The organism is Flagellimonas aequoris, assembly GCF_003584165.1.
Taxonomy (GTDB): Bacteria; Bacteroidota; Bacteroidia; order Flavobacteriales; family Flavobacteriaceae; genus Flagellimonas; species Flagellimonas aequoris.
Window position 1 is genome coordinate 13,433 of record NZ_QXFJ01000023.1, and the last position, 26,791, is coordinate 40,223.

Below are 26,791 nucleotides of genomic sequence, written 5' to 3' on the forward strand. Positions count from 1 at the left end.
ATATCATGAAATCGAAATTTTTATTTATCCTGACCACCTTTTTTGCCCTGAACCTATCCTTTGGTCAAACCTCTTGCAGTCAATACTATCCCATGGTGGATGGCGCCAATTTTGAGTACACCAGTTACGACAAAAAAGGCAATGAGGAAGGCAAGATCAATTATAAGGTAACCAACGTGAACGGATCTGGGGACAACATTTCCGCCACCATGGTGATGGACATTGCTGACAAAAAAGGTAATACCTATTCCTCTGAATACAATATTACTTGTGATGGCGATGTGGTAAAAGTTGATTTTAAATCGTTGATGAACGAGCAGATGTTGAACCAACTCGGTGAAATGGAAATGGATATTACCGGTACGGATGTGGAATGGCCCAACAATTTAAGTGTGGGGCAAGCACTCCCCGATGGTAACGTAAACGTGAAAATGAAAATGGGTGGGGCCATCAACATGAATATGAATGTGGAGACCATTAACCGCAAAGTGGAAAAAAAGGAAAGCGTGACCACGCCAGCGGGTACTTTTGACTGTTATGTAATCTATAGCGAAACCAAGACCAAAATGATGATGAGCAACCAGACCTCACCATCGCGGGTATGGTTGGCGGAAGGCGTGGGCATGGTAAAGCAGGAATCCTACAACAAAAGTGGCAAACTGATGGCCAGTTCCATGCTGACACAGTTCAACAAATAATTTTACTCTCTTTTAAAATTGAAAAACCGAGGCGTTGCTTCGGTTTTTTTATATCAGCCCCAAAACAACGATAAATGATTAGGCTTTAAACTTCAATGGAAGCCGCAATCCTTTACTCAGTTGAATGAATGCCGGAACTCCTGAGGGGAAACACTGGTTTTCTTTTTAAAAAAGCGACTGAAACTTTGGGAATGTTCAAATCCCAGTTCATAGGCAATTTCACTGATAGAAAGATTGGTAGTGGACAAATGCTCTTTGGCCTTTTCAATCAGTTTTATGTGAATGTGCTGTTGTGCGTTCATCCCAGTGAGCGATTTCAGCAAGGAACTTAAATAACCTGCCGAAATATTAAGTTGCTCTGAAATGTAATGCACCGTCGGCAATCCATCGTCCAGTTGATTCTTATTGCTGAAATATTCATCAAGTATGGTTTCCATCTGCCCCAACAACTGAGTGCCCGACTTTTTACGGGTGATGAACTGGCGGTGGTAAAAACGCTCCGAATAGTTCAACAGCGTTTCAATCTGCGATACGATGATGTTTTGACTGAATACATCGGTGTTGCCCCAATATTCTTGCCTAATATTGGAAATAATGGTATCCAGTGCCATTTCCTCCTTTTCGGAAAGGAATAGGGCTTCTGATATGGCATAACCGAAAAACTCATATTGCTTTATGTTCTTGGCCAACGATGTGTTCCAGATAAAATCAGGATGGATGAGCAGCATCCACCCCGAACGTTTATCGATCGTGGAATTATCCCTTTCAATCTTCAATAACTGGTGCGGGGCCATAAACGACATGACACCTTCGTCATGGTCGTAGGTCTGCTGCCCGTACTTGAGCTTGCCCACCAATCCCTTTTTTACAGAGATCAAATAAAAATCGAACAACAACCCTTCACTTTCATCCGTATGGGGTGTCTGTATTGTGGCATAGTCAATTACACTGATGAGCGGATGCTCAGGCGAAGGCAGCCCCCTCAGTTTGTGAAACTGACTGATGCTTTTGACATGTATCGGAGTTTTGGCAGTCATAAATTCAAACCTATGGATTGTATCCCAATCCCATATAAAATTACAAAAGCTTAGAAATAGTTTTCGTCCATATCCTGCAGTAAACCGATCCCAGTAGGCTCCCAGCCCAATTGTTGTTGGGTTTGCAAAGCGGTCGCGGGACTGTCAAAGCCGATAAATCCAGCCATCCACTCAAAATGCTGGGCAATTTTCTCATCGCTGACGGAAACCACGGGAAGATCGAGTTTTTTGCCAATGAGCTCAGCTATACGCTTCAATGGAATTCCTTTATCGCCAATGGCATTGTACAACGCACCTTGTTTCGGTTTTTCGATGGCCAAACGAAACAACTTTGCGGCATCAAGACGGTGTACGGCAGGCCAATGGTTATTGCCGTCCAAAGGATAGGCCGACACACCATTTTTCTTCGCTTGTCCAATGATGAAAGGTATAAAACCTTTATCTCCCTTGCCATGTACGGATGGTGGCAACCTTATTACCGACGTATGGACACCTTTAGCGGCCAAAGCCAAAGCCGCAGCTTCGGAACCCCGGGGCCCATGTGGACTTTTGCTTTCCTCCGTGACATACCCTCCTATTTTGGGAGGTCCCAGAATACCGGCCGTTACCACAAACGGTTTTTCGGTTTCTTTCAGTACTTCTCCAATGGCATTAATGGCCGCTTTGTCAACCTCTGCCGCTTTTGTATACTGCGTAAAATCATGGATGAATGCCGTATGGATCACCCCATCTGCCCATAATGCTCCTTTCTGCAAGGCTTCCAAATCTTCAAGACTTCCTCTCAAAACTTCGGCCCCGGCACCCTCTATTGCTTTTGCCGAGTCCTCACTACGGGCAAGGCCAGTTACCCGATGTCCCGCAGCCATTAACTCCTTGACCACCGCAGAACCTATAAAGCCCGATGCCCCTGTAACAAATACTTTCATTCGTTTCAACTTTAAGTTATACCACAAAATTCAGCATTGATGAAAGTCCAGAAGTAACCAAATCCATTGATGTTGTAACCAAAATCGGGAAGAACAGTGTTTGGCTCCATTATCGACCATTATTTGAGTGGATTGAATGCGCCATCAAACAAGTGTAGTGGTTTTTTAACTGAATTTATCAGTAAAGAACTGAAAAATGCTAACGCTTTATTTTTTTGAGAACCTCCTCTTTTTCAACTCTTCGCAGCACTATTAAACCAACTATAAAAAGTGGCAGCACCAATAACATGGGCATCATATACCCTATAATTTGTCCTATTAGGGAACCTGTTCCTTGAGAACCTTCTTGAATGTCCGAAGAAACAATAACCCCTGGAAGCGTGCCAAGCAAGAAGAAGAAGTTTATAAGTCCATGCGTAATGGCCAGCGGAACCAACTTGTTGGTTTTCAATAAAAGTACCCCAAAGAAGAACCCGATGAAGGTGGCATATATGGATTGTACCAACACTTGTGGAACATTATCATTTACAGTCAAATTCAAAAGATGTGTGGCACCAAAAAATGACGCCGGAAATAAAACCCCTAAAAAAATTCCATTTTTTCTGGATATGAATTTTTGGATAAAAAGGGGTTGTAAAAACCCCCTGAACATAAACTCTTCGGCAAAACCTACCACTAGACAACCGAACAATAAAAGCAAAACGTCAGATGGGACTATGGCCGAAATATCATTCCCCGTGAAAGAAGCAAAACCAAGAAGAAAAAGATAGATGGGTATCAGATTCAGCAACCTTGAAGTCCATTTATATTCTGGGGACAGGCCAGATAAGGATTTAAGTTGCATCTTTTTAATTCCCCAAGCGCTCAAAGCGAAAAGGACAAACATTTTAAGTGATCGTGCTATATACTCTACTTGGAACGGGGAGAAGTATTCCATTGGGAAAATTCCATCAACCGGCAATAGCATGATCAACCCAATAATGAGTACCATAAGTATACCGACTGCGAAGGGGGAAAAGTTTTTCATTTAGATTGATGGATTTGTCATACGACGATGATGCCCCATGATTGTTACTCCGCAAATAATATAGGATGACCAATCACATTTTGAGGAAATGGCCTAAAACTTCCAATTATGGCACTGAAAGGGACAAATAAGAGGTTTTTAAATATCATAACTGACTGAATATCATATATATATGTTAAAACAGGAATCCTATAACAAAAGTGGCGACCTAATGGCAAGTCCATGCTCCCGTAGTTCAGTGGGCAAGTCGGTTACTTTGCAAAAACAATGGACCGGGGCAATGTTCCGGTCCATTGTTTGATATAGTAGAATTTTAAAAGTTTGACCCACATTGCACTTATCAGTTTACCGATTTACGCTGAGGCCAACTTTTCGTTTAGGTATAATGATATCAGATTTTCACATTCAGGGACTGAATCTGTCCGTCGTCGATTTTAAAATGATAATGCAAAACAACTGGACTGCCTTCAAAATTCCCAGAAATTTCTGCTGTCAAAACATCTTCTGTTTCAAACGTTTCATATTTCAAAGGATTCTGTACGGTTTTAAATTTTTTATTGGCATTGTCTATCCAGTTTTGGATTTCCGCTCTTCCTTCATAGGTGTTTCCTTCGTCAAAAACGACCGCTGTTTCGGAAAAACAATTTGCATAGGAGGCAGAATCATACTTGTTTTGTGCTTCTATTAAATCCGCTACTACTCTTGGTAAATTCATTGTTTTAAATTTTTGAGATTATTAAATGGTGGGTATCGTTCCACCGTCAATTACAAATTCTGTCCCCGTCAAATAATTGGCTCTTGGCGAAGCCAAGAAGCCCACCAACTCGGCAATTTCTTCAGGCTTTGCAGGTCTGCCCATTGGTATTCCTCCCAATGCGTCCATTACACTTTGTGTGGCTTGTTCAATGGTAGTATTTGAACTTTCCGCAATGCGTTCCATCATTCTTTCGGCAGAAGTTGTCATAATCCAACCAGGGGAAACCGTTAGAACCCTTACCCCCTTGGGTGAAACTTCATTGGACAAGCCTTTGCTGTAATTAATTAAACCCGCTTTTGCGGCAGCATAAGGCAAAGTACTGTCATACAAGGGCAATTTGCCTTGAATGGAGGCTATGTGGATGATCACACCACTTTTCTGTTCAATCATTTGCGGTAGAAATCCTCTGTCCAACCGAACAGGTGCAAGCAGATTGGTCTGGATGGCATATTCCCAATCCTCATCGTTCAATACTGCAAAACCACCGCCCTTTGTTTCGGAACCGCCCAAAGTATTTATGAGAATGTCCAATTTCCCGAACTTTGCCAACACTTCCGAAACTACTTTTTGAGTTCCTGCAGATGCACTCAGATCAGCCGAAATAAAATGCAGTTTTTCCTTCGTCCCCTCTGGCTCCTTTCGTGCGGTAATGATCACTGTTGCACCTGCGTTAAGTAACCTGTCGGCAATGGCTTTTCCCGTACCTTTTGTTCCTCCTGTCACCAAAGCAACTTTGCCCGACAGCTCGTTATTGAAATTAAATTCTTCTCCCATGTGTTCAAATTTTGAAGCAAAATTGGGAAGTATAATCGTTTTGGGCAATTACGGAAAACCGAATTGCATACGGATAAATTTTTCCCCTGTTGTGCATTTTGGAACATTGGGGTAATTTTGCAATATGTATGAAAGAAAAATTCCATTGAATCTGAATTGTGGCTTGGATTTGATAGGCGAAGTGCTGTATGGGAAATGGAAAATCCGTTTGCTGTGGTTTATTAATGCCGGACACAAACGCCCAAGCGAACTACAACGAAAAATTCCCGATGCTTCTCGGAGGGTTTTGAACATACAGCTGAAGGAGTTGGAAAAACACGAATTGGTTACCAAGAAAATTTATCCAGTAGTTCCACCAAAAGTTGAATATAGTCTAACTGACTTCGGAAAGTCATTGATCCCCGTTATCTCTATGTTGGGAAACTGGGGTGATGAAAACGAAGAGCGCTTACGAAACGTGATTTTGAAAAGGTCGGAAAGTAATTAGTTTGTCTTCTTCTGCATGGTCTATTTAGTCTCACGACCAGAGTTATGACCAGACTATTATAAAGATTTATTGGTAAGACTTGAAGTTCTTCTTTTTCAATAGAACTGAAAACTATACCCCAACTTGTGCCTGTACCAATTCCGCTTCAAACAAAGCAGCAAAGTGTTTTAGGAGTTTGGCTTTTACTTCCTCCACATCCACTTCTTTTTGGCCCAGTTCCACATTTAAGGAAGTTACCGCCTTGCCCTTGATGCCACAGGGAATCATCATGTCAAAATAGCCCAAGTCGGCATTTACGTTCAGGGCAAAGCCGTGCATGGTCACCCAGCGGCTGGCACGTATGCCCATGGCACATATCTTTCGGGCAAAGGGTGTGCCCACATCCAACCAAACGCCCGTTTCGCCTTGGGAGCGTTCGGCTTTAATACCATATTCTGCCAAGGTCAGGATCACCATTTCTTCCAAAAAACGCAGGTATTTGTGGATGTCCGTAAAGAAGTTATCAAGATCTAAGATAGGATAGCCCACAATCTGTCCAGGGCCGTGATAGGTGATGTCCCCACCGCGGTTGATCTTGTAAAAAGTGGCACCTTTGGCCTCGAGTACCTTTTCATCCACCAACAAATTGTCAATGTCCCCACTCTTACCCAAGGTATACACATGGGGGTGCTCCACATACAAAAAATGGTTGGAGGTTTCTATGTTCGTACCCTCTCGTCGGTTCTTCACCTTGGTATCCACAACATCCTTAAAAAGAGCCTCTTGGTAGTCCCACGTCTCCTTATAGTCCTTATGGCCCAAATCCTGTACCGCTACTATCTTGTTCATGGTACAAAGGTACAAAGACTAGGATTGAGAACCTATTTTTCCAGTTCTACCTCTAGGTCAAGCAATGCCGGATTTTTCATGAGATCTAAGAAGTCCACTTGGTAGATCATGGTCTTGCCATCCACACTAAAGGTGGCACCTTCGGCGGTGGTGGATTTTACTTTCTTGGGAAAATGGTATTTAATCGTGTAGGACGAGCCAGAAAGGAACATTTCCGCCCCCTGCATGCTATCCAATTGCTTTTGAAAAAGTTCTTCATTGACAATCTTGGCCGTTCGGGTAAACTTGTTTTTAGCGAAGGAATAATACACTTCGGTAGCCTGCTCAGAAGCGGGCATGGGCGCAGGTGCTTTTTGACTGTTGGGCCCCAACATACTGGCTTCCTGAAAGGTGTTGAACGCATTGTTCACCTCGCTGATATCTTTAAAATCACTAAAAAGGTCGAACAGCATTTCCTTTTTTTCGGGATTCATCACCATACGCAGGTTGAAGGGTTCCAAACGTTTCAGTTTGGCCTGTTCTTCAGGTGCCAATTGGGCAATGCTATCCTTATGCTCTTCCAAAAAATCTTTGAAAGAAATGATACTGTCCACCGCCTTCTCATCCGTTTTGGCCAATTCTTCACCACCCATCTCCATCATATCGGAGCCATCAAATTTGATGGAAAGCTTTCCGGAGCCGTTTTCCTGTAAATGGATTTCCTCGGTAAAATTGCACGAACTGATTAGGGCAATGGCCAAAAGACCAACCAACAACTGGATTTTTCTGATCATGGTTTTGTGTTTAATGGCATATCGTACTGCAGACATACCTTCTTTCGGGCTAAAAATAGCACAATAGCCCTTCTTCCACAATAAAGCAACCAAAGTAATTGCACTATGTGGAACCTTGTTGACAAGAATCAATTAAGCTTTTTAGTTGGGATTGTTCAAAATGATCAATGCCGCAATAACACCGGGCACCCAACCACAAAACGTCAACAGAAGGACAATCAGAACTGACCCGCAGCCTTTACCGATTACGGAAAGGGGAGGGAAAAGTATGGCCAACAAAACTCTCCAGAAACTCATTTTTTTGATTTTGATTGATGATACTTATTGGTAGTTAAATGACGCATTTTGTTACATAAAACTACTATTTTTAACATCCATCCCTGCATTATGAGGTTTTGTTTTTTTGTCTTCCTTTTCCAAATATCATTCCTGTCGGCGCAATACCGATTTTCAGGGGAAGTATCGCCCGAAAATGCCGGTAACGCCATCTATTTATCCTTGGTGGAGGACTACCGAAAGTCATCGCGGGTGTATCTGGATCAAATCGTGAAAAAGGTGGAAGTGGATTCCTTGGGCCGGTTTCTTTTTGAAGGCGATAACCTCACTACTGAAAACCGAATGTATCGTATCCATTTGGATGGTTGTTCGGAAGAATCCTCGGGAGCCCACTTTTTAGGGCAATGCAACAACAGCAAAAGTGTGCTGTTCATTGCGAACAATACCGATACGGTGCAGTTCCCCACCTCTTTCGAGGAACAATCGCTCTGCACCATAAACTCTACCAATCCGAAATCTTCCTTATTGTTGGAATGGGAAATCCTAAAGGAACGCATGGCCTATGATTTTGTGGATTACCCCAGTGAGACCAGCAAAAATCTCAACATGAAAAAATGGTTCTCGGAGCTACAAAATTTTGGAGAAAAGGCCAACGAACCTTTGGTTGAACTCTTGATCTTCGATTTTTTATCGGACAAAAGGAATGAAACCTATTCCCATTATCTTCAGGATGTAAGTGTTAACCCATATTATGGAGAATTGTCCAACCGATTGGAACAAACCTATCCAGATGCCAACTTTACCCAAGAATATGAGGCTGAAATTAGCACGGACAAGGATTTGGCAACTTTTAATCAACCCAAAATAGCGAAGTGGGTTTGGGTGGCACTTTTAATATTGGTGCTATCTCTTTTGGGCAATCTTTACTTTTTTGTCAACCGAAGGGCCAAGCTTAAAACCCACAGTGATGACCTTTTACAGAAACTCACCCCTCAAGAGCAAAAAATTGTGCACTACATTTTGTTGGACAAGAGCAACAAGGAGATTGCCAGTGCTCTTTTTGTGAGCCTCAGTACCGTGAAGACACACATCAACAACCTGTACAAAAAGCTGGACATTTCATCTAGGGAAGAAATCGTATTGCTCTTCCAAAAATAAAAATCGACCCTAGGTCTAGTCCCCATTTCCATCTGCCAAAATCGGCATAACCCCTTCATTTTGATGAATTTTCCAGCGAAATCATAAATCTGGAACATCATGAAACACACATCTACCCTTTTGTTGGTCCTTACTTCGCTTGCTAGTTTTTCTCAGGAATTCAACAAAGAGATCAAAATGGAAAACGGCCAAACCTTTATGGTCGGCAAAATCAATTTGGATGGCTTGTCCACTGCTCCCTATGCCCAATGGTTCCAAAAAGGTATGGAAGACTACGCCGTGGACCAGACCTTGGTCGACCTTTTCAAAAAAAACCTCAAAACCTACCATATCCAACTTTTTTTGGGTACTTGGTGTGGTGATAGCAGGCGGGAAACCCCAAGAATCATCAAAATTCTGGAAGCAGCCCAATTTCCTATGGACCAATTGGAAATTGTAGCCTTGGACCACAGAAAGGAGCATTACAAGAAAAGTCCGACTGGCGAAGAGAAAGGTCTGAACATCATCAAAGTACCTACCATCATCTTTTTCAAGGACGGAAAAGAGGTCAACCGGATCGTGGAAAGTCCGTTGGAATCGCTTGAGGAAGACATGGCCCAAATTATCCTCAACAAACCTTACACACCCCATTATGCATATTAAAGCAAGCCGAGGCAAGGAATTAAAGCGCAAAAGTGTAATTTTGCGCTTTAATTTTTAATAGACTATGCAACTATCGGAACAAGAAATCGTTCGAAGGGAAAAATTGACCAAACTCAGGGAGATGGGCATCAACCCATACCCCGCAGCATTGTATCCTGTTGATGCCACTTCCAAGAGCATCAAGAATGATTTTGAGGAAGGCAAGAAGGTGGTGATTTCCGGTAGGTTGATGTCGCGCAGGATCCAAGGTAAGGCATCCTTTGCGGAACTTCAGGATAGTGAAGGCCGTATACAGGTGTATTTTAACCGTGATGAAATTTGTCCCGGTGATGACAAAGACCTGTATAACGAAGTCTATAAAAAACTGTTGGACATCGGGGATATCATCGGTGTGGAAGGCGAACTGTTCACCACTCAAGTAGGTGAAAAAACAGTAATGGTGAAAAATTTCACCCTGCTCAGCAAATCCTTGCGACCCCTTCCCCTACCAAAGGTAGATGCCGAAGGAAAAGTGTACGATGAGTTCAACGATGCCGAGTTGCGTTACCGCCAAAGGTATGTGGACCTGATCGTGAATCCCCATGTGAAGGATACTTTCATCAAAAGGACCAAGATTACCAGTAGTATTCGGGAATTCTACAATCAAAAAGGATATTTGGAAGTGGAGACCCCTATTTTGCAACCCATTCCCGGTGGTGCAGCGGCACGTCCGTTCTTAACGCATCACAATGCGTTGAACATTCCTTTGTACCTGCGCATTGCCAATGAATTGTATCTCAAAAGATTGATTGTTGGTGGCTTTGATGGCGTGTATGAGTTCGCCAAGGATTTCCGCAACGAAGGGATGGACCGCACCCACAATCCAGAGTTTACCGTAATGGAACTCTATGTGGCCTATAAGGACTACAACTGGATGATGGATACTACCGAAAAACTGTTGGAAAAAGTCGCCATTGATGCCACAGGCAGTACCAAAGTAACGGTTGGTGAGCACGAAATTGAGTTCAAGGCACCGTATCCAAGGGTTCCTATTTTAGAGGCCATCAAAATCCACACAGGTTACGATGTGGCCGACATGGAAGAGGACCAACTTCGTGAAGTGGCCCAAAAACTGGGCATCGAAGTGAACGAAACCATGGGTGTTGGTAAATTGATCGACGAAATTTTTGGTGAAAAATGTGAACACCACTACATACAGCCCACCTTCATCATCGATTATCCAAAGGAGATGAGCCCGTTGACCAAGGAACACAGGGAAAATCCAAGGTTGACCGAACGTTTTGAGTTGATGGTGAACGGGAAGGAACTGGCCAATGCCTATTCCGAGCTCAACGACCCCATTGATCAAAGGGAACGTTTTGAAGATCAGTTGAAACTTTCCGAAAAAGGGGATGATGAAGCCATGTTCATTGACCAAGATTTCCTTAGGGCATTGGAATATGGAATGCCTCCAACTTCCGGTATCGGTATTGGCATAGACCGTTTGGTGATGCTGATGACCAACAATTCTTCCATTCAAGAAGTGTTGTTCTTCCCGCAAATGCGACCCGAAAAGAAAAAGGTAGAACTCTCCGAAGAGGAAAAAATCATCATGGACCTATTGAAACCTGTTGGCCAAATGCCATTGGGCGAACTAAAGGACAAAAGTGGTTTGAGCGGCAAAAAATGGGACAAGAGCACCAAGAACTTGGCTAAGCTTGGCATTTTTGAGGTCTCCAAAACAGATGATGGGCTATTTGCAATCGCCAAATAACCTTTTACTCTTATTTTTAAAATTTAACAAAAAAGCATAGCTTAGAATCCCAAATGGAACTAAGCAAGAAAATAGGGCTCGTTTTAGGGCCCATCGCCTTTTTGATCTTGAACAATTTGCCCTTTGAGTTGGTATCAGCCAAAGGAGATCCCGTAATTGCTGTTGCTTCTTGGATGTTGATCTGGTGGATCACGGAAGCAGTATCCATATCGGTTACGGCGCTTTTACCACTGCTCCTTTTACCCATTTTAAAGATTTTGTCCATTGCAGAAGTTGGTGCCAATTATGGTAGTCCCATCGTGTTCCTGTTCTTTGGCGGGTTTGTTATGGCCTTGGCCCTGGAGAAGGTAAACCTGCACAGACGGATTGCCCTCAATATTATTCGGCTTACGGGAACCACTCCCAACAAAGTGGTGCTCGGTTTTATGATCGCTACGGGGTCGCTGAGCATGTGGATCAGTAACACGGCCAGTACCGTGGTGATGCTACCCATTGCCCTTTCCGTAATCAATCTTTTGGTGGATGATGCGGATGGTTTCACCAAGAATGACCAGAATTTCGCCCTTAGTGTGATGCTCGGTATCGCTTTTTCTGCCAATGCCGGGGGAATTGCCACCGTTATTGGTACACCACCCAATTCGGTATTAATTGGACTGTTGGAAAATGAATACAATACGGAAATCTCGTTCATAAAATGGATGAGTATCGGCCTTCCCTTCGCCATCATCATGATCGGTGTTTCTTATTTAGTGCTCGTCAAATGGATGTTCCCCAATAGAGACCTCAAGTTCAATGCCTCCAAGGATGTTATCCATACTGAATTGGAAAAATTAGGGCCTACGTCTGGTAAGGAAAAAATGGTTTTGGCCATTTTTGGGGTCACCGTGTTCCTTTGGATTTTTAGGACCTTGATCAATGCCATTTTCCCCAAATTGGGGCTGACGGATACCATGATCAGTATTTTTGCCGCCATTGCCCTGTTCGCCATTCCCTACAATATTAAGAAAGGGGACTTCATCATCGAATGGAAAGATACCTCACGTTTGGCTTGGGGTATTTTGATTCTATTTGGGGGTGGATTGGCCTTGGCCCAAGGCATGTCAACCAGTGGTATTGTGGATATGGTGGCCAATGCCATTGCGGAGAGTCAAATCAGTGTATTGCTTACGGCCGCCCTGCTTATCTTCTTGATGCTTTTTATGACGGAACTGATGAGCAATGTGGCATTGGTGGCCGTTTTGGCACCCGTGGTTGCAGGTATTGCTATCGGTCTGGACATTCCTATATTGTATTTATTGATTCCGGTGACCATTGCCAGTAGCTGCGCCTTTATGCTACCGATGGCCACTCCGCCAAATGCCATTGTATTTGCCAGTGGGTATGTAAAAATCCCTCAAATGGCACGTGTGGGTTTTATATTGAATCTGATAGCGGTGGTGTTGCTGGTTTTAGTCTTTAAGTTTGTAGTTCCCGTATTGTTTTAAATAATAAATGGCCCTTCCGGGCGGAAGGGCCATTCACAAACTAACTAACTCAAAAAAATGTAAGAAACTAACTCAACCTTACTTTACTCAATTATTTTTATTGGGCCTCTGCCCTTCGGTTCTTTGATACAAATGTATGACTGAATAAAGTGAAGATTTTTATAATTAGCCTTTTGTTAACGGTTAACGGCTGGCTCCCAAAAATGGCTTTTTCAGTGATTTTGCCCATACCTTGACAAACTTTCAGCCCCTCTTCCCTTATTTTGACTTTCTTATTGGGTTCCTTCCCTTTTCATACATTTTATAGCGAATTCCTCAAAGGTGTTATTTTTTTGTTAATCAAGTTTTTATAGGGATTTCCTTAACACATCTTACTGTAAATAAAAAGCCCTCTTGCGAGGGCCTTTCATAGCTAACTAACTCAAAAATTTTGTAAAATGAAAACTAAACCATCTTACCAGATTGCCCCTGCGTAAGGGTCAAAATTTTCTGGGAGATACACGGAGGTATCAAAACCCAAATCTATTTTTTCATCCTCTTCCATGTAGTTGATGGAACCTATTGCCACCACGTTGGTGTACGGATCAAAATTGGCAGGAAGTAGATATTTGCTATCGATACCCAATTCCAATTCCACTTCATCATCCTCTATATAGGTAAAGGATTTAAGATCTACATAAACCTCGAACGGAGAGAATCCCTCAGGTAGATAATCTTCTGTATCGAATCCAAGATCCATATCCTCTTCCTCGATATAGTTGATGGAACTCACTTCTACCACATCGGTATAAGGATCAAAATCCGCAGGTAAATACTTTTGGGTCTCAAAACCAAGGTTGGGTTCAACTTCGTTCTCGAGGTATATGATAGAATTCAGATCAAAATAGTTTTTATAGGGGTTGAAACCTTCGGGAAGGTAATCCGAGGTGTCAAAACCAAGATCGACTTCCACATCATCTTCTATATATACTATTTCATTCAGATCCAACTCATAGGACCAATCTGATTTATGACTCAGATCCAAAGTTGATTCACTACCTTCCGCACTGAGGTTCAATGCAGTATAACTGTTTTCCAATGTGCCCTGACTATCAGTTTTGGACTGATGAGTAACGGCGTTCTGCTGTTCGTTTGCTATGGCGGCACTACTTAAAAGGACACATCCATAGACCATTAATAACTTGTTCATTTTTTGATTGAATTTTTTGATTGATGTTATGCTTATAAGACTATGCAGATTTTAAATTGTTACAGCAATTATGATTTTTTTACGAAAAACAGATGCCGCTTAAGCCCAGCAAAACAAGGCGTTTCAGCCGAAACCATCAGTAAAACGCAGGACTGCGAAAGATTCGTATATCACTCGAAAAAAATGTGCATTAATATTTATTTAACAGTAACTTTTAATGATTTTTAGGTTCTTTGGTAGCTTTAGTTATCCAAACTGACTTATAATGATCAAAAAAAATCTACCTAAACTAATCGTATTGTTCCTATTATTGGGTTTCTACCAACCAGCGGAAGCCCAACTTTTCAAAAAGAAGAAAAAAGCAACCGAGGAAAAAAAGGAGTCGAAGCCCAAACCTGGTGAGATCCAACCTTATGATAAGGTCATCACCAAGGACGCCAAAACCGATGCCGGGCTTTTTAGCGTGCACACCGTGGACGACAAATATTACTATGAAATTCCGGATTCCCTTTTCAACAGGGAAATGTTGATGGTAAGCCGAATCTCCAAAACCGCTACCGGAATTGGTTTTGGTGGTGGCAAGATCAATACCCAAGTGCTCCGCTGGGAGAAAAAACCAAAACAGGTATTGCTTCGGGTAGCCTCCTATGAAAATGTGGCGGCTGATTCGCTGCCTATCCATGAAGCGGTGGTGAACTCCAACTTTGAGCCCGTACTGTACGCTTTTGAGATCAAGGCCTTCAATAAAAAGGATAGCCTGAACCCGGCAACGGTCATCGAGGTAGACCCTATGTTTACCAAAGATGTGAATGCCCTTGGCCTACCCGAAGGCATTCGTAAGAGATATAAGGTTACACGGTTGGACAGTGACCGTAGTTATATCGAATCCGTTAAAAGTTATCCGCTGAACATTGAAGCGCGCCATGTAAAGACCTATATTTCCAACGATCCACCCAGTAATGAAAGTTTGGGTTCCATTTCTCTGGAAATCAACAATTCCATGATTTTGTTGCCCAAAGAACCCATGAAGCGTCGTTATTTTGACGAACGCGTAGGATGGTTTGCCAGAGGTCAAGTCGATTATGGTCTCGATGCCCAAGAGAGTAAGACCGTCACCTATTTGGACCGATGGAGGTTGGAAGTAAAGGACGAGGACATTGAAAAATTTAAGGCCGGGGAACTGGTAGAACCTAAAAAACCTATCATCTATTATGTAGACCGGGCCACCCCGAAAGAATGGGTACCTTTTATTAAACAAGGTATAGAAGATTGGCAAGTTGCCTTTGAGGCTGCCGGTTTTAAAAATGCTATCCTTGCCAAGGACCCTCCCACTCCTGAAGAAGACCCTGAATGGTCTCCTGAGGATGTACGATATTCTGTAGTACGCTATTTGGCTTCACCCATTCCAAATGCCAATGGGCCTCACGTGAGTGACCCTCGTAGTGGTGAGATTTTGGAATCGGATATTAACTGGTACCACAATGTAATGAGCTTGCTACGTGGATGGTATTTTGTGCAGACAGCTGCCATTAATCCCGAAGCTCAAAAAACCCAGTTTAAAGAAGCAATCATGGGCCGTTTGATTCGTTTTGTATCTTCTCATGAAGTAGGTCACACCCTAGGTTTGCCCCACAATATGGGGAGTAGCGTTGCTTATCCTGTAGATTCATTGCGTTCCAAGGTCTTTACCCAAAAATATGGTACGGCACCATCCATTATGGACTATGCACGTTTCAACTATGTGGCCCAACCGGGCGATGAAGGGGTTGCCTTAATGCCGAACATCGGTGTGTACGACAAGTATGCCATTAGTTGGGGATACCGTCCAATTTTGGACAAGACGGCCAAGGAAGAAAAACCAATTTTGAACAGTTGGATCACTGAACATGCCGATGACCCCATGTACCGATTCGGACACCAACAAGTGGGCGACATACACGATCCAAGCTCACAAACCGAGGATTTGGGTGATGATGCCATCAAAGCCAGCTTATATGGTATCGCCAACTTAAAACGAATCATGCCCAACCTGATGGCCTGGACCACCGAAGATGGGGAAAATTATGCCGATTTGGAAACCATGTACGGACATGTAGTTTCCCAATTTGCAAGATACATGGGCCACGTGGCCAACAACATTGGCGGCGTATACGAATACCATAAAACTGCCGATCAAGAAGGTGCCGTGTACACTCATGTGAGTAAGCAACATCAAAAAGATTGTATGAACTTCTTACAGGAGCAATTGTTTGCCACTCCCGAATGGATGATCGACCAAAACATCTTCAACAAAATTCAATACTCCGGTTCTGTGGAGCGTATTCGTGCTTTGCAAGAGCGTTACCTAAACACCATGTTGCAATTGGGTAAATTGGCCAGGGTCATCGAAAACGAAACTATCAATGGGGATAAAGCCTATGGTTTGTTGGAAATGATGAGAGACCTTCGCAGGGGTATCTGGTCCGAAACCCGAAGCGGTAAAACCATCGATACCTATAGAAGAAACCTTCAGAAAGCGCATATTGATCGTTTGGCCTATTTAATGACCGCCGATAACGAAGCAAAACTTCCAGATTTTGGGGGATACCGCAAGTCTACCGCTGTCAATAGTAGTCAGTCCGATATCCGTTCAGTGGCAAGGGCAGAACTCAATAATTTGAAAGGAGATATCCGATCTGGTCTATCCCGAATTTCAGATCCCATGAGCCGTTATCACCTTCAGGATGCCTTGGAGCGCATCGACATGATCTTAGATCCCAAATAGGGACATCCTCTTATAGGATTTTACTTTTACAAGGTGTAACCGAGATATCTACTGGTTACACCTTGTTTTTTAACCCCTTCACATCTCTATAGGATCATTTCGCAACATATCGTGGTGATTAAAATATGGTTTGATTATCTTAGTTATCCCAAATCTCAACATCATGACCTACAAAATCAAGAGCCTCATCTATTTCTCCTGTTTTGTGCTGGCTTCCCTTATCTACTATGTGGTAGATCAGCACGATCAATTCCAAGAACAAATGGCAAACAAATCTTACGTGGAAGCGAACTTCCACGATGCCAATTCCTTGGAACAACCCAAAGAAGACCAAGAGGAAGTACAACCGTAAATCCTCCCAATCCCATTTATTGTTAAAAGCTTCATAATTGTTGTGTTAATGGTTAAACCAACGGGCATTGCCATTGTCCAAGGTTCAAAATCATTAAAAATTTAAGCATATGAAACGATTAGCAGTAGTATTGGTCCTGCTCGCCACTATAGGTGTAGCGGCCCAAAAAAATGAAGGTCCAAGAATGCCAAAAGGACCAAAAATGGACATGACGGCCGAGGAGATGGCCACTTTACAGACCAAACACATGACTTTGGCCCTCGATTTGACCAAGGCACAACAAGACAAGGTGATGAAACTGAATTTGGAAGAAGCCCAGCTTAGAAAAGAAAAGTGGGCCGAGATGAAGGCCTTGAAAGAAAGTGGTGAGTGGAAAAAACCCACATCAGAGGAAAAATTTGAAAGGGAAAATGCCCGATTGGACCAGCAAATTGCTTTCCAAGCCAAAATGAAAGAAGTATTGAACGATGAGCAATACCAATCTTGGAAAGATATGAGAAAACACAAAGCCATGCATGGCAAAAAGAAAATGCAGGAGAGAGGGAGAAGAGGATAGTGTTTTTTGTTGATTTTAAGAAGCCGCGCCTGCCATGGTCGCGGCTTCTTTTGTTTTAATCATCTTCTATTTGTAGTTCTTCACCCGGTCGTCATTAATCACACCACTCCAATTGAGCCCGTAGGCAAAATCATAGGCATTGCCTTCGGAGTCAATATAGGGTTCCATATCCCTGGGCACGTCCTCGAACTGGAGTTCCACTGTTTTCATATCCACTGGCATCTGGAACGGCAATAGTGCTGATGGTTCCACCTTGCCTGAAACCAAATCCATCAAAGCTTGATCCTGAACTCCCATTTGTACCAATATGGCCGAAGCATAGGGTTCAATCTCCGCAAAAACCATAGGTTTGGATACTCTCACAATTACCACGACAGGTTTTTCGCCGATTTTTTTCTTGGTGTCCTTCACCAAATCCATATCGGTGGTGTTGGAGGCCAAAAAGGTTTTTCCTTTGTAGGTTCGGTTGGTGAAATCTTCCATAGGACTACCTCCTGCCAAGCTGCTATCCCTTGCATAGGTTGCGGTGTAGGTACCATATTGCAAACTGATGGGAACATATCCGTTGCCTCCTTTTTCAGTGTCCGAAACGTCATAACCCACTCCCCCGTTGGGATTTTCTATACCTACAAGGGCAAAATCGGCTTCATCTGGGTTTTCCACCACTTCAAAGTATTTGGCCACCACCTCCATATTGAAGGGATAATCCAAACGTTCCGGAGTTTCCATTCCAAACCAATTACGACTGGGTGCCACATACCGTTTGGGCACAAAGACTTTTTTCTTGTCTTTCATAGGTAGGGCATTCCCTTGATTTTTTAACATGACCACAGACCGCAATTGTGCTTGGTAACCAGCCTCCATAAATTCGGGTTTGCCCACGGTTGCCTCGGTTTCGGGTACATCCAAATACGGATTTTCAAAAAGTCCGGTCCTAAAAATATTTTTTAGCAAACGCACTGCGGAAATTTCAAACCGCTTGCGCATGTATTCCTCTCCATGTTCCTTCACCCCCATCTGATAGGCTTCGATCACGGGGTCCATATCATTGTTGCCACCAAACTGGTCACAACCTGCTTCAATGATCTTGTAGTGTCTTTCAGCAACACTTAGGTTCTCCACACCCCATGGTTTTCCTTCAAAAACATATACAGAACTCACATCACGGGTAATGGCCCAATCAGTACATACCACTCCATCATAGCCGTATTTTTCTCTCAATAAATTGGTTATCAAATATTTATTATAGGAATTACCTACACTTTCACCGTTTACGGTATCCCTTCCTGTGGAAATGGTATAGTACGGCATTACAGCGGAAGCCATTCCTGTTGCACCTTTCAGTTTAAAGGCCCCTTCGGTGAACGGTTTGAGATGGTCCTTTAAATTATTTCCCGGATAAACCGCATAGGCTCCATAACCAAAATGGGCATCACGCCCTCCTTCTTCGGGACCACCCCCGGGCCAGTGTTTCACCATCGCATTTACACTCTGATACCCCCAACCACCATCATCGGAAGATTGGAATCCATCCACATAGGCCCTGGCCATATCGGTGGCCAATTTCGGGTCCTCACCCATGGTTCCATCAAAACGGGACCAACGGGGTTCCGTGGCCAAATCAATTTGGGGTGAAAGTGCCGTGGCAATACCCAGTGCGCGATATTCTCTGGATGCAATGTCCCCGAATTGTTGCATGAGTCCCGGATCAAAACTGGCCGCAATACCCAAACTACTAGGCCACATAGAAATGCGGCCACCCGCGCCGGCATTGAACTCGGCATAGGAATCACTGCCATGCCTTGGATCGGAGCTAGTATTGATTGGGATTCCCATACCTATTCCTTCCACAAAAGCCTGTGCGTTGTTGTTCCATTGTGCAGCAACTCCGGGAGTCTGTACACTGGTGATCAGTACATGTCTGAGGTTATCATCCTTTAAAAATATTTTCTGAGCATCGGAAAGATCACTGGCCTTGGCGCCACTTTCTGCAAAGGGTTTTCCATTATAGGTCACAGGACCAAAAAAGCTGTTTCCTCCACCGGGAATCGATTGGTGGGCACTGTACAGCATAAGCCCCGCGATCTGCTCCACACTCATTTTGGAAGCCAGATCGGTTGCCCGTTCCTCTGCGGTAAGCCTCCAATCCTCATAGGGATCCAAGGTGCCATTTTTGTTCAGGTCCTTAAAGGCAAATCGGTCTACGGTCAAAATCTTTACTTCGGATTCAGGAGCATAACCCAGAGTGGCGCCATCCGTATTATCTACCAAGGTGTAGCCTTCCTTTTCAGCCTCCTTCCATTTGGGTCCACAGGCCACCACCAAAAAAGGTAAGGCAGCGGCCAAGAGGTATTTTGTTACTTTTTTCATTTTAAGGTTTGTTAGTTAATTGTAGTTCAGAAATTAATCCATTGAATTTACGGAATGATGGTCGAGTACGGAAATCCTTTTTAGCAATTTCCGGCGTATATATTACAACTGCCCTAAGAACTGCCTAAATCTTAACCCTTAAAATCCAATAAAGATGAAAGCACGTTTCTTGTTTACCGTTATAACCACCCTTTTTGTATTGACCACCAATTTTGCGCAAGAGAAATTGCATTGCCCACCTTCGGAATGTGAATTTCAACCGGGTGACCAGGCCTACGCCTTTGGACACAAGATCAAATTAAGGACCGAACCCAACACTACCTCCTCGGTGCTGGAAGAACTGAAAATCGGGGAATGGGTCAAAATCCTTGAAAAAACACCGTTCTCGTGGCCTTATAAAGGATTCGACTCCCCGTTTTACAAAGTAAAATACAATGGCATGACAGGTTACATCCTTGGCGGGTTATTATCCGCGGAACGAAAAACCGTGGCCGGACAAAATTATTTTTTCGCCTATTCGCGCGAAGGGGAGAATATTTTCTTGAATATAAGAACCGTGGTGCACGGCTCCTATATGGAAAAGAAGGTCTCCCTTAAAAATCCCCATTTTTCTATCAGGACCTTGGGTGACAAGGGTGTTCCCAACCTTGATGGGATTCTCTATATCGATTATCTGGCGGATGCATCCAATGATGAGGATGGCGGCATCTATCTGTTCCTCAACCATTTTAACCTATGTCAGGCCATTGAGCTTTCGCAAATTACCGATGCGGGGGTATACTATCATTCCGAAAAATTCATTTTTCCGGATGACAAAGGCGGAATTCCGAATAAGGTACTCTACAAAATGGAGAAGGGAAAAAACCTGGATGTGGCCACACAATGGCTCCAAACTTCTGTGGAAACCCGTATTTTGACCTGGACCGATGGAACCCTTTCGCCAAATATTCGGGAAAAATGAAGACTGCCATAAGGTTTGACCAATAATCTCGCAATTTTATCGTTTATATAACCGATATTTTTATTTATCGTTTTTTTTACCGATATTTATATTAATCGTTTAATTAACCGATATATGACAGCGATTATCACTGGGGATATCATCAACTCCAAGGACCATAAAACCAGCAAATGGTTGCCCTTATTAAAGCAAGCACTAAGCCGTTACGGCACTGAACCTTTGGCATGGGAAATTTACCGTGGCGATAGTTTTCAATTGGAGACAAGCCCGGAACAGGCACTCGAAGCGGCCCTTTATATCAAGGCGCACCTTAAACAGATACGGCATTTGGATGTTCGTGTGGCTATCGGACTGGGAGAAAAGGATTATGTGGCCGAAAAGATTACCGAATCCAACGGTACGGCCTTTGTACGCTCAGGGGAATGCTTTGATGGTCTTAAAAAACAGACATTGGCCATCAATTCCGATAACGAGGCATTTGATACCACCATGAACCTCATACTGCAATTGGCAACCTTGACCATGGACAATTGGCTACCGGCCACTGCAAAAATCGTTTGCACGGCCATGGAAAACCCTGAAGCCAACCAAAAGGAGATTGCCACCCTATTGGACAAATCGCAAAGTACCATCAGCGAGGCATTGATCCGTGCAGGATTTGACGAAGTGCAAAAAATGATCCATTTTTACAGAACCCAACTCGCACAACTATGACACTGTTAGCCCTAAAACTGATATTGGCCCATTTTATAGGGGATTTTGTGCTGCAACCCGGTAAATGGGTAGAGGACAAGCTCCAAAAAAAGGGAAGATCCAAATACTTGTACTTTCACGTTGGAGTGCATTTGTTGCTGCTGTTGCTCTTTTTGCAGTTTCAACATTTGGGAGCCGTTGCCCTGATTGTGATCTCACACTATTTGATCGACCTGGGGAAACTGTCCCTTACCAATCCCAAAAACTATCGTTGGCTTTTTGTGGTGGACCAAGTGTTGCACCTTTTGGTCTTGGCCGCCATCCTGTACTGGATCGAACCCTTCCAGATTCCCTTCTCTGACCTGTTTCAAGAAAAGCATCTATTGTTGATTACCTTTTTGGTATTTGTGACCTATGTTTCCGGTATCATCATGCGGATGCTATTGGCCCCTTACATTGATGAAATCGCCAAGGATGACGAATCGGGTGAGGGTGGCTCATTAAAAAATGCCGGAACCTATATCGGTATGCTGGAACGCCTCTTTGTATTTGGATTTATTTTGATGCAGCAATGGGCGGCCATTGGGCTACTCATCGCGGCCAAGTCTGTCTTCCGGTTCGGGGACCTTAATAAGGGAAAAAACCGAAAATTGACCGAATATGTCTTGATAGGTACCTTGCTCAGTTTTGGGCTGGCCATCCTTTCGGGGATGGGTTACGCCTATCTGGTCGGAAATCTCTGATCCAACAAAAAACCGTCCCCTAAGGGACGGCTCTCACTGAAATAAATAATGGGCACTACTTAATCATAAGATGTGCTGATCATTCAGCACCTTCATACTTTCCAATATATTGCTCACGGCCAAGGTCATGGACTTTGCCGAAATGGTGGCACCGGAAATACCATCGATGTCCTCTCCGTAAACAAGGGTTTCCCCTGATTTTTTCCCAATGAACTGCTTCAACCAACGTTGGCTGCCCACTTGTCGGCCATGATCTTCACGATAGATCAGGATCTTTGATTTTTTAACGGCCAGTTCCGGGGTGAACAATACCACATAGTCAAAAACATTTTTCAAACTAGGAGCCTCGCCCAAGTACACATATCCCACAGTCGATTCCCTTGTTTTGATCCTGAAAAGATTTTCGCCTCCCAATTCCGAAAGCGTTTTTTGGTTCAGGGCAGCATCCACAACAATTGGTTCCAAAGAAAAATCCTCCAACTCAAAAGTAGTCTGAACGGCATTATCCACTTTTTCCTGAAGCTTGGGGGAAATCTTGGGCATTTGGAAAGCTACAAGAAAAAAGGCCGTGCATAACACGGCCCCGCCAAGGGCCTTAAACCTATTTTCCCTCAGCATTTGTAGCTTGTTTTTTATCGGTGATAAACTTGTTGATGGTTTCCAGAACCTGAGCCTTATTGGCACCTTGTTCCTCCAACTGGTAAAAGTGCATAAAAAGGGGTTGGCCATCCACTTGTTTCAGAAGTGTTAGGTCACCTTCACGGTTATAAACCTCGTCCCAGGCATCGCGTGCCACGGACCAAAAATCCTTATGGGTGGCCCACCAATCGGCAGCAACCTTACAGTCGGAATCGGCTACTTTTTTGTAGATATTGTATCCCTTTTCCTGGGCCAACAACACATCGGTTTCACCATCTTTTCGGATAATCTTGTCATTGTCCTGTTCGTGTACCCACCCGGTCGAAGTAATCTCTTGTCTATTACCACGGCTCATGACATTATAGTCACTTCTCTTGGAGTATTCCCTTCGGGGAAGTGGCGAATCGCTACGGTTCTCCCAATAATGCTTACCATCAAAATGTACCCAAGTGGAAGACCCTGAATATCTAGGGCTATCATCCACCTGATATACCTTTTGGGTCCACTGCCCCTTCACTTCACTAGTAGGCAATTGGGTAAAAGTCCAGCTATTGTCTTTGTTGTAATGGTATACTTTTTGGTTTTCGAACAACCAATCCTGTCGCCAGTGTTTGATCACGGTGCTGTCATTGATCACCAATAAATGTTGAAGGGAAATTTTATTGTCCTCATCAATGATGGGCAAAGCCAATTCCAAAGCTTTTGAAGTATAATCCAGTTTCTTTTCGTAGTCGATTTCTGGAGCGAAGGTTTCCGTGTACTTAAAAGTCACCTCATAACATCCGCACATATCCAGAATGGCCTGTCGGTCCAAATCTTTCTTTTTTTGGGAATAGCCCATGGAAGTGCCTATAGCCATGAGCATCAGGAAGATGATTGATTTTTTCATAATGGTATCAGTTAGATCTTGTCAAATTGTTCTGGACAAAAATACTAAACTTATTTAGATTGAATAAAAATAAAATATATATTTGTCGCAAAATAAATTAGAATGAATCTAAATAAGCATCGATTAAGTCTGTTTTTAGCCCTCTTTGCCTGTTTGCATGTCATCGGTCAGGAAAACAGTCCTTCACAAAAAGATTCCATTCTAACCGAAAATTTGGATGAAGTAGTGGTCACGGCCACTCGAACCATCAGACAATTGTCTTCCTTGCCCCTGCCCGTTACCCTGATCGCAAAAAAGCAGTTGCAACAAACCGGATTTACCCGCCTGAACGAGATCCTGAACGAGCAAACCGGTATCATCATGACCCCAGATGCCACCATTGGAGGAGGAGAAGGTGTTCAAATTCAAGGAATTGCTTCCGACTATGTTCTGGTCTTGATCGATGGGGTTCCCGTTGTAGGTCGCAGTTCGGGTAATCTAGACCTTAGCCGCTTTGCCATTGGCAACATCAAACAAGTGGAAGTGGTGAAAGGTCCTTCCTCCAGTCTTTTTGGTTCCGAAGCCTTAGGTGGCGTTATCAACATCATCACGGAAAAACCTTCCACGGAAAAAATCAATGGGCAGGTTTCCTATCGAATGGCCAGTTTCAACAACCAGAATACCAACCTCACCATCAACCAGAAAGGAAAAAAACTGGGATATTCCCTATTTGCAGACCGGTTGAGTACCGATGGTTACGACCTTACTCCTACCCAAGAAGGCCAAACCATAAATCCCTTTTATAATTACACCCTTAATGGACGCTTGTATGTAGATGTTTCCGATACCTGGGATGTTTTTGCCTCGGGCAGGTATTTTTATCAGGAATTTGATGTTGCCCCAAGTACCAGTGAAGAGCAAGATTTGAACCTTCACCTTAAGGTGAACCACAAAGCGACATCCAAAAGTCAGTTACAATATGAACTGTACTACACCAATTATGTAACGGATGAAAAGAGCATTGACCCCATCGACAATGAACTGCTGATTGCCAATGATTTTAATCAAAAATTGTTCCGACCGGAAGTTCGTTTCAACCATTCCTTTTCACCCCAAAACATCCTTACCATTGGCGGTGGATACAACTTTGAACAATTGGAACGATCCCTTTTTGCAGGTGATGTTTCGTTTGAATCGCAATACCTCTATTCCCAATTCGATTTTAAACCATTGGATGACCTCAACCTTATTGTGGGTGCCCGATTTGACAACCACAGTGAGTATCATTCGCAACTCAGTCCAAAGATTTCAGGTCGGTATGATGTGTCACCTTCATTTGCCATTAAAGCATCCGTGGGTAGTGGTTTCAAAGCCCCAGATTTTAGACAATTGTATCTGGATTTCACCAATGCTGCCGGCGGGGGATATTCGGTTTTTGGAAAGGAAGTGGAACAGGCCGGGATCGATCGCCTTCAAGAAAACGATGAAATTGCCACCCTTCAAGTGGACGCCTCCGAATTGGGTGAACCCTTGGATGCAGAAAGTTCCATTGGATATAATCTGGGTTTCGTGGTAAAAAGAGGAAAACTCTCCACGGAGTTCAACTTTTTCCGAAACGACTTTAAAAACCTTATCGATACCCGAATCTTGGCGTCCAAGACGAATGGGCAGAATGTTTTTGGGTATATCAACCGTGACCGGGTCTACACTCAAGGCTTCGAAATGGATATCCGATACAAACCTTGGAAAAACCTCAACCTCTCTGCCGGTTATCAATTGCTCTTTGCCTATGACAAGGACAAAAGGGAAGCGATTAAAAATGGGGAGGTCTTTGCCCGAGACCCGGAAACCCTACAAACCGTCCGGCTGTCCACATCCGACTATTTTGGATTGGAAAACCGCTCACGACACACCTTGAACGCTAAAATCTTTTATGAAGTCCCCGAATGGGATGCCAATGCCAATATCCGAGTTACTTATCGCAGCCAATTTGGCTTGACGGACCAAAACGGAAATGACCTTTTGGATGTGTACGATGGCACTTTTGCCAAAGGATACGCCTTGGTGAACTTGGCCTTCGGAAAGACCTTTTTTGAACACTATCAACTTCAGTTTGGAGCCAATAACTTGTTGGATTTCAAAGGGAATAATCCCTTGGCCACCCAAGACAACGAAGTACTCTTAAACCCAGGAATTCAATTATTTACCAAAATCAATATTCAATTTTAAAAAGTAATACCATGATCAAAAAAACAGCAAACTTTTTCACCTACCTATTTGTATTCACCTCATTTGTTGCCTGCAGTGACGACGATGACAATGGTCCCGACCTGATTGCCGTGGAGAGTAGTACCGCCACCAATGTTCCTGCCCCCCAGACTGGTGGTCAGGGTGAGCCTGTAGGCGGACCTTTTACCAAATTCAGCTTTGCAACGGGTGCGGTGACCACCAGCGATACCGAATGGGACATTGCCTTTAGAGGTACCAGTATAGCCGTGAACGGAGGAGCCGTTACCGGAACCGACGACGAACCCGAGAGAAACGGGGACGCCGGAGTTTCCATTGAGAGTGGCACTTTTGCCGATATTACCACCGCAGAAGGGCTTACTTTTGCACAGGATGCAGACGGAGCCTTTGCCATTGCCAGTGGAAGTGATAATGGCTGGTACAACTACAATCCGGCTACTTTCACTATTACTCCCATTCCCGGAAAAATATTGGTGTTCCGTACCCATGACGGAAAATATGCCAAAGTGGAAATCCTAAGTTATTACAAGGATGCCCCAGCAGAAATTGATGCCATGTCGGATGAGGCACGATACTACACCTTCAATTATGTGTACAACCCCAATGAAGGGGAAACCTCTTTGACCATCAACTGATCAAAATAGGATAAAATCATTTATTCGGAAGCTCATGGAATAACCGCAATTCCCTTTGTTATCAAATCCATTCTCGCGGTTATTTTGAGTTAGTTTGTGTGAGAAGCGGGGCAATTGCCCCGCTTTTTTTATGCTTTTACGATACGAAAAAAAT

26 protein-coding genes are annotated in these 26,791 nt (G+C 43.5%); 14 read left to right on the forward strand and 12 right to left on the reverse strand.

Translation table 11 applies throughout. The annotated features are described in order from the left end of the window. Positions 1 to 5 precede the first annotated feature (5 nt). On the forward strand, positions 6 to 698 hold the full coding sequence (locus tag D2U88_RS08800) for a TapB family protein (protein WP_119639985.1): 693 nt from the start codon (positions 6 to 8) through the stop codon (positions 696 to 698). 116 nt (positions 699 to 814) lie between these two features. On the opposite strand, the gene D2U88_RS08805 is transcribed toward D2U88_RS08800, so the two are convergent. The 5 genes from D2U88_RS08805 to D2U88_RS08825 form a co-directional block, all read right to left on the reverse strand. Continuing rightward, the gene (locus D2U88_RS08805) at positions 815 to 1,735 is read right to left on the reverse strand and encodes a helix-turn-helix domain-containing protein (RefSeq protein ID WP_119639986.1); all 921 of its coding nucleotides are present in this window, start codon (positions 1,733 to 1,735) and stop codon (positions 815 to 817) included. A 50-nt stretch (positions 1,736 to 1,785) separates the two neighbouring features. Continuing rightward, complete coding sequence (locus D2U88_RS08810) at positions 1,786 to 2,661, reverse strand: SDR family oxidoreductase (protein ID WP_119639987.1); 876 nt, start codon at positions 2,659 to 2,661, stop codon at positions 1,786 to 1,788. 199 nt (positions 2,662 to 2,860) lie between these two features. Next, positions 2,861 to 3,688, reverse strand: coding sequence for a CPBP family intramembrane glutamic endopeptidase (locus tag D2U88_RS08815; RefSeq protein WP_119639988.1), 828 nt, complete (start codon positions 3,686 to 3,688; stop codon positions 2,861 to 2,863). A gap of 391 nt (positions 3,689 to 4,079) precedes the next feature. Then, a complete protein-coding gene (locus D2U88_RS08820; RefSeq protein WP_119639989.1) occupies positions 4,080 to 4,403 on the reverse strand; it encodes a nuclear transport factor 2 family protein in 324 nt (107 codons plus the stop codon). Positions 4,404 to 4,424: 21 nt separating this feature from the next. Beyond that, positions 4,425 to 5,219 carry an SDR family oxidoreductase gene (locus tag D2U88_RS08825; RefSeq protein WP_119639990.1) on the reverse strand — a complete coding sequence of 265 codons (795 nt, stop codon included), beginning with the start codon at positions 5,217 to 5,219 and terminating at the stop codon, positions 4,425 to 4,427. 124 nt (positions 5,220 to 5,343) lie between these two features. Between D2U88_RS08825 and D2U88_RS08830 the strand changes: the two genes are divergently transcribed. Continuing rightward, positions 5,344 to 5,706 (forward strand): winged helix-turn-helix transcriptional regulator, encoded by a 363-nt coding sequence (locus D2U88_RS08830; protein WP_119639991.1) that lies wholly within the window; start codon positions 5,344 to 5,346, stop codon positions 5,704 to 5,706. A gap of 111 nt (positions 5,707 to 5,817) precedes the next feature. On the opposite strand, the gene lipB is transcribed toward D2U88_RS08830, so the two are convergent. The 3 genes from lipB to D2U88_RS08845 form a co-directional block, all read right to left on the reverse strand. Further along, positions 5,818 to 6,534, reverse strand: coding sequence for a lipoyl(octanoyl) transferase LipB (gene lipB, locus D2U88_RS08835; protein ID WP_119639992.1), 717 nt, complete (start codon positions 6,532 to 6,534; stop codon positions 5,818 to 5,820). Between the two features lie 32 nt (positions 6,535 to 6,566). Beyond that, positions 6,567 to 7,307 (reverse strand): hypothetical protein, encoded by a 741-nt coding sequence (locus D2U88_RS08840; protein ID WP_235855760.1) that lies wholly within the window; start codon positions 7,305 to 7,307, stop codon positions 6,567 to 6,569. 141 nt (positions 7,308 to 7,448) lie between these two features. After that, positions 7,449 to 7,604, reverse strand: coding sequence for a YqaE/Pmp3 family membrane protein (locus tag D2U88_RS08845; protein WP_119639993.1), 156 nt, complete (start codon positions 7,602 to 7,604; stop codon positions 7,449 to 7,451). A gap of 90 nt (positions 7,605 to 7,694) precedes the next feature. Between D2U88_RS08845 and D2U88_RS08850 the strand changes: the two genes are divergently transcribed. From D2U88_RS08850 to D2U88_RS08865, 4 genes are all read left to right on the forward strand, one after another. Next, entirely contained in the window at positions 7,695 to 8,741 is a 1,047-nt protein-coding gene (locus tag D2U88_RS08850) for a response regulator transcription factor (protein ID WP_119639994.1), read from the forward strand. A 99-nt stretch (positions 8,742 to 8,840) separates the two neighbouring features. After that, positions 8,841 to 9,383, forward strand: coding sequence for a thioredoxin family protein (locus tag D2U88_RS08855; protein ID WP_119639995.1), 543 nt, complete (start codon positions 8,841 to 8,843; stop codon positions 9,381 to 9,383). Between the two features lie 64 nt (positions 9,384 to 9,447). After that, positions 9,448 to 11,136: a lysine--tRNA ligase gene (lysS, locus tag D2U88_RS08860; RefSeq protein ID WP_119639996.1), complete on the forward strand. Its 1,689-nt coding sequence runs from the start codon at positions 9,448 to 9,450 to the stop codon at positions 11,134 to 11,136. Between the two features lie 53 nt (positions 11,137 to 11,189). After that, positions 11,190 to 12,620, forward strand: coding sequence for an SLC13 family permease (locus tag D2U88_RS08865; protein WP_119639997.1), 1,431 nt, complete (start codon positions 11,190 to 11,192; stop codon positions 12,618 to 12,620). Positions 12,621 to 13,074: 454 nt separating this feature from the next. On the opposite strand, the gene D2U88_RS08870 is transcribed toward D2U88_RS08865, so the two are convergent. Continuing rightward, positions 13,075 to 13,809 (reverse strand): hypothetical protein, encoded by a 735-nt coding sequence (locus tag D2U88_RS08870; RefSeq protein WP_147378572.1) that lies wholly within the window; start codon positions 13,807 to 13,809, stop codon positions 13,075 to 13,077. 265 nt (positions 13,810 to 14,074) lie between these two features. Here D2U88_RS08870 and D2U88_RS08875 point away from each other — a divergent pair, with 265 nt between their 5' ends. The 3 genes from D2U88_RS08875 (at position 14,075) to D2U88_RS08885 (ending at position 17,481) form a co-directional block, all read left to right on the forward strand. Continuing rightward, on the forward strand, positions 14,075 to 16,573 hold the full coding sequence (locus tag D2U88_RS08875) for a zinc-dependent metalloprotease (RefSeq protein WP_119639999.1): 2,499 nt from the start codon (positions 14,075 to 14,077) through the stop codon (positions 16,571 to 16,573). A gap of 163 nt (positions 16,574 to 16,736) precedes the next feature. Beyond that, positions 16,737 to 16,925 (forward strand): hypothetical protein, encoded by a 189-nt coding sequence (locus D2U88_RS08880; RefSeq protein ID WP_119640000.1) that lies wholly within the window; start codon positions 16,737 to 16,739, stop codon positions 16,923 to 16,925. A 109-nt stretch (positions 16,926 to 17,034) separates the two neighbouring features. Continuing rightward, complete coding sequence (locus D2U88_RS08885) at positions 17,035 to 17,481, forward strand: hypothetical protein (RefSeq protein ID WP_119640001.1); 447 nt, start codon at positions 17,035 to 17,037, stop codon at positions 17,479 to 17,481. Between the two features lie 66 nt (positions 17,482 to 17,547). Here D2U88_RS08885 and D2U88_RS08890 read toward each other — a convergent pair whose 3' ends face one another. Then, positions 17,548 to 19,851 carry a glycoside hydrolase family 3 protein gene (locus tag D2U88_RS08890; RefSeq protein ID WP_119640002.1) on the reverse strand — a complete coding sequence of 768 codons (2,304 nt, stop codon included), beginning with the start codon at positions 19,849 to 19,851 and terminating at the stop codon, positions 17,548 to 17,550. Positions 19,852 to 20,005: 154 nt separating this feature from the next. Between D2U88_RS08890 and D2U88_RS08895 the strand changes: the two genes are divergently transcribed. The 3 genes from D2U88_RS08895 to D2U88_RS08905 all read left to right on the forward strand — a co-directional run bounded on the left by D2U88_RS08895 (position 20,006) and on the right by D2U88_RS08905 (position 22,248). Further along, positions 20,006 to 20,812 carry an SH3 domain-containing protein gene (locus tag D2U88_RS08895; protein WP_119640003.1) on the forward strand — a complete coding sequence of 269 codons (807 nt, stop codon included), beginning with the start codon at positions 20,006 to 20,008 and terminating at the stop codon, positions 20,810 to 20,812. Between the two features lie 114 nt (positions 20,813 to 20,926). Next, positions 20,927 to 21,526 (forward strand): transcriptional regulator, encoded by a 600-nt coding sequence (locus D2U88_RS08900; protein WP_119640004.1) that lies wholly within the window; start codon positions 20,927 to 20,929, stop codon positions 21,524 to 21,526. Then, entirely contained in the window at positions 21,523 to 22,248 is a 726-nt protein-coding gene (locus D2U88_RS08905) for a DUF3307 domain-containing protein (protein WP_119640005.1), read from the forward strand. The genes D2U88_RS08900 and D2U88_RS08905 overlap by 4 nt, the downstream gene beginning before the upstream one ends. A gap of 63 nt (positions 22,249 to 22,311) precedes the next feature. On the opposite strand, the gene D2U88_RS08910 is transcribed toward D2U88_RS08905, so the two are convergent. Beyond that, the gene (locus tag D2U88_RS08910; RefSeq protein ID WP_119640006.1) at positions 22,312 to 22,866 is read right to left on the reverse strand and encodes an FMN-binding protein; all 555 of its coding nucleotides are present in this window, start codon (positions 22,864 to 22,866) and stop codon (positions 22,312 to 22,314) included. After that, positions 22,850 to 23,776, reverse strand: coding sequence for a DUF6607 family protein (locus tag D2U88_RS08915; RefSeq protein ID WP_119640007.1), 927 nt, complete (start codon positions 23,774 to 23,776; stop codon positions 22,850 to 22,852). Before D2U88_RS08915 ends, D2U88_RS08910 begins: the two co-directional genes overlap by 17 nt. Before the next feature lie 102 nt (positions 23,777 to 23,878). Between D2U88_RS08915 and D2U88_RS08920 the strand changes: the two genes are divergently transcribed. Both D2U88_RS08920 and D2U88_RS08925 read left to right on the forward strand, forming a co-directional pair. After that, complete coding sequence (locus D2U88_RS08920; protein WP_119640008.1) at positions 23,879 to 25,984, forward strand: TonB-dependent receptor plug domain-containing protein; 2,106 nt, start codon at positions 23,879 to 23,881, stop codon at positions 25,982 to 25,984. An 11-nt stretch (positions 25,985 to 25,995) separates the two neighbouring features. Next, complete coding sequence (locus D2U88_RS08925; protein WP_119640009.1) at positions 25,996 to 26,637, forward strand: HmuY family protein; 642 nt, start codon at positions 25,996 to 25,998, stop codon at positions 26,635 to 26,637. Positions 26,638 to 26,791 lie beyond the last annotated feature (154 nt).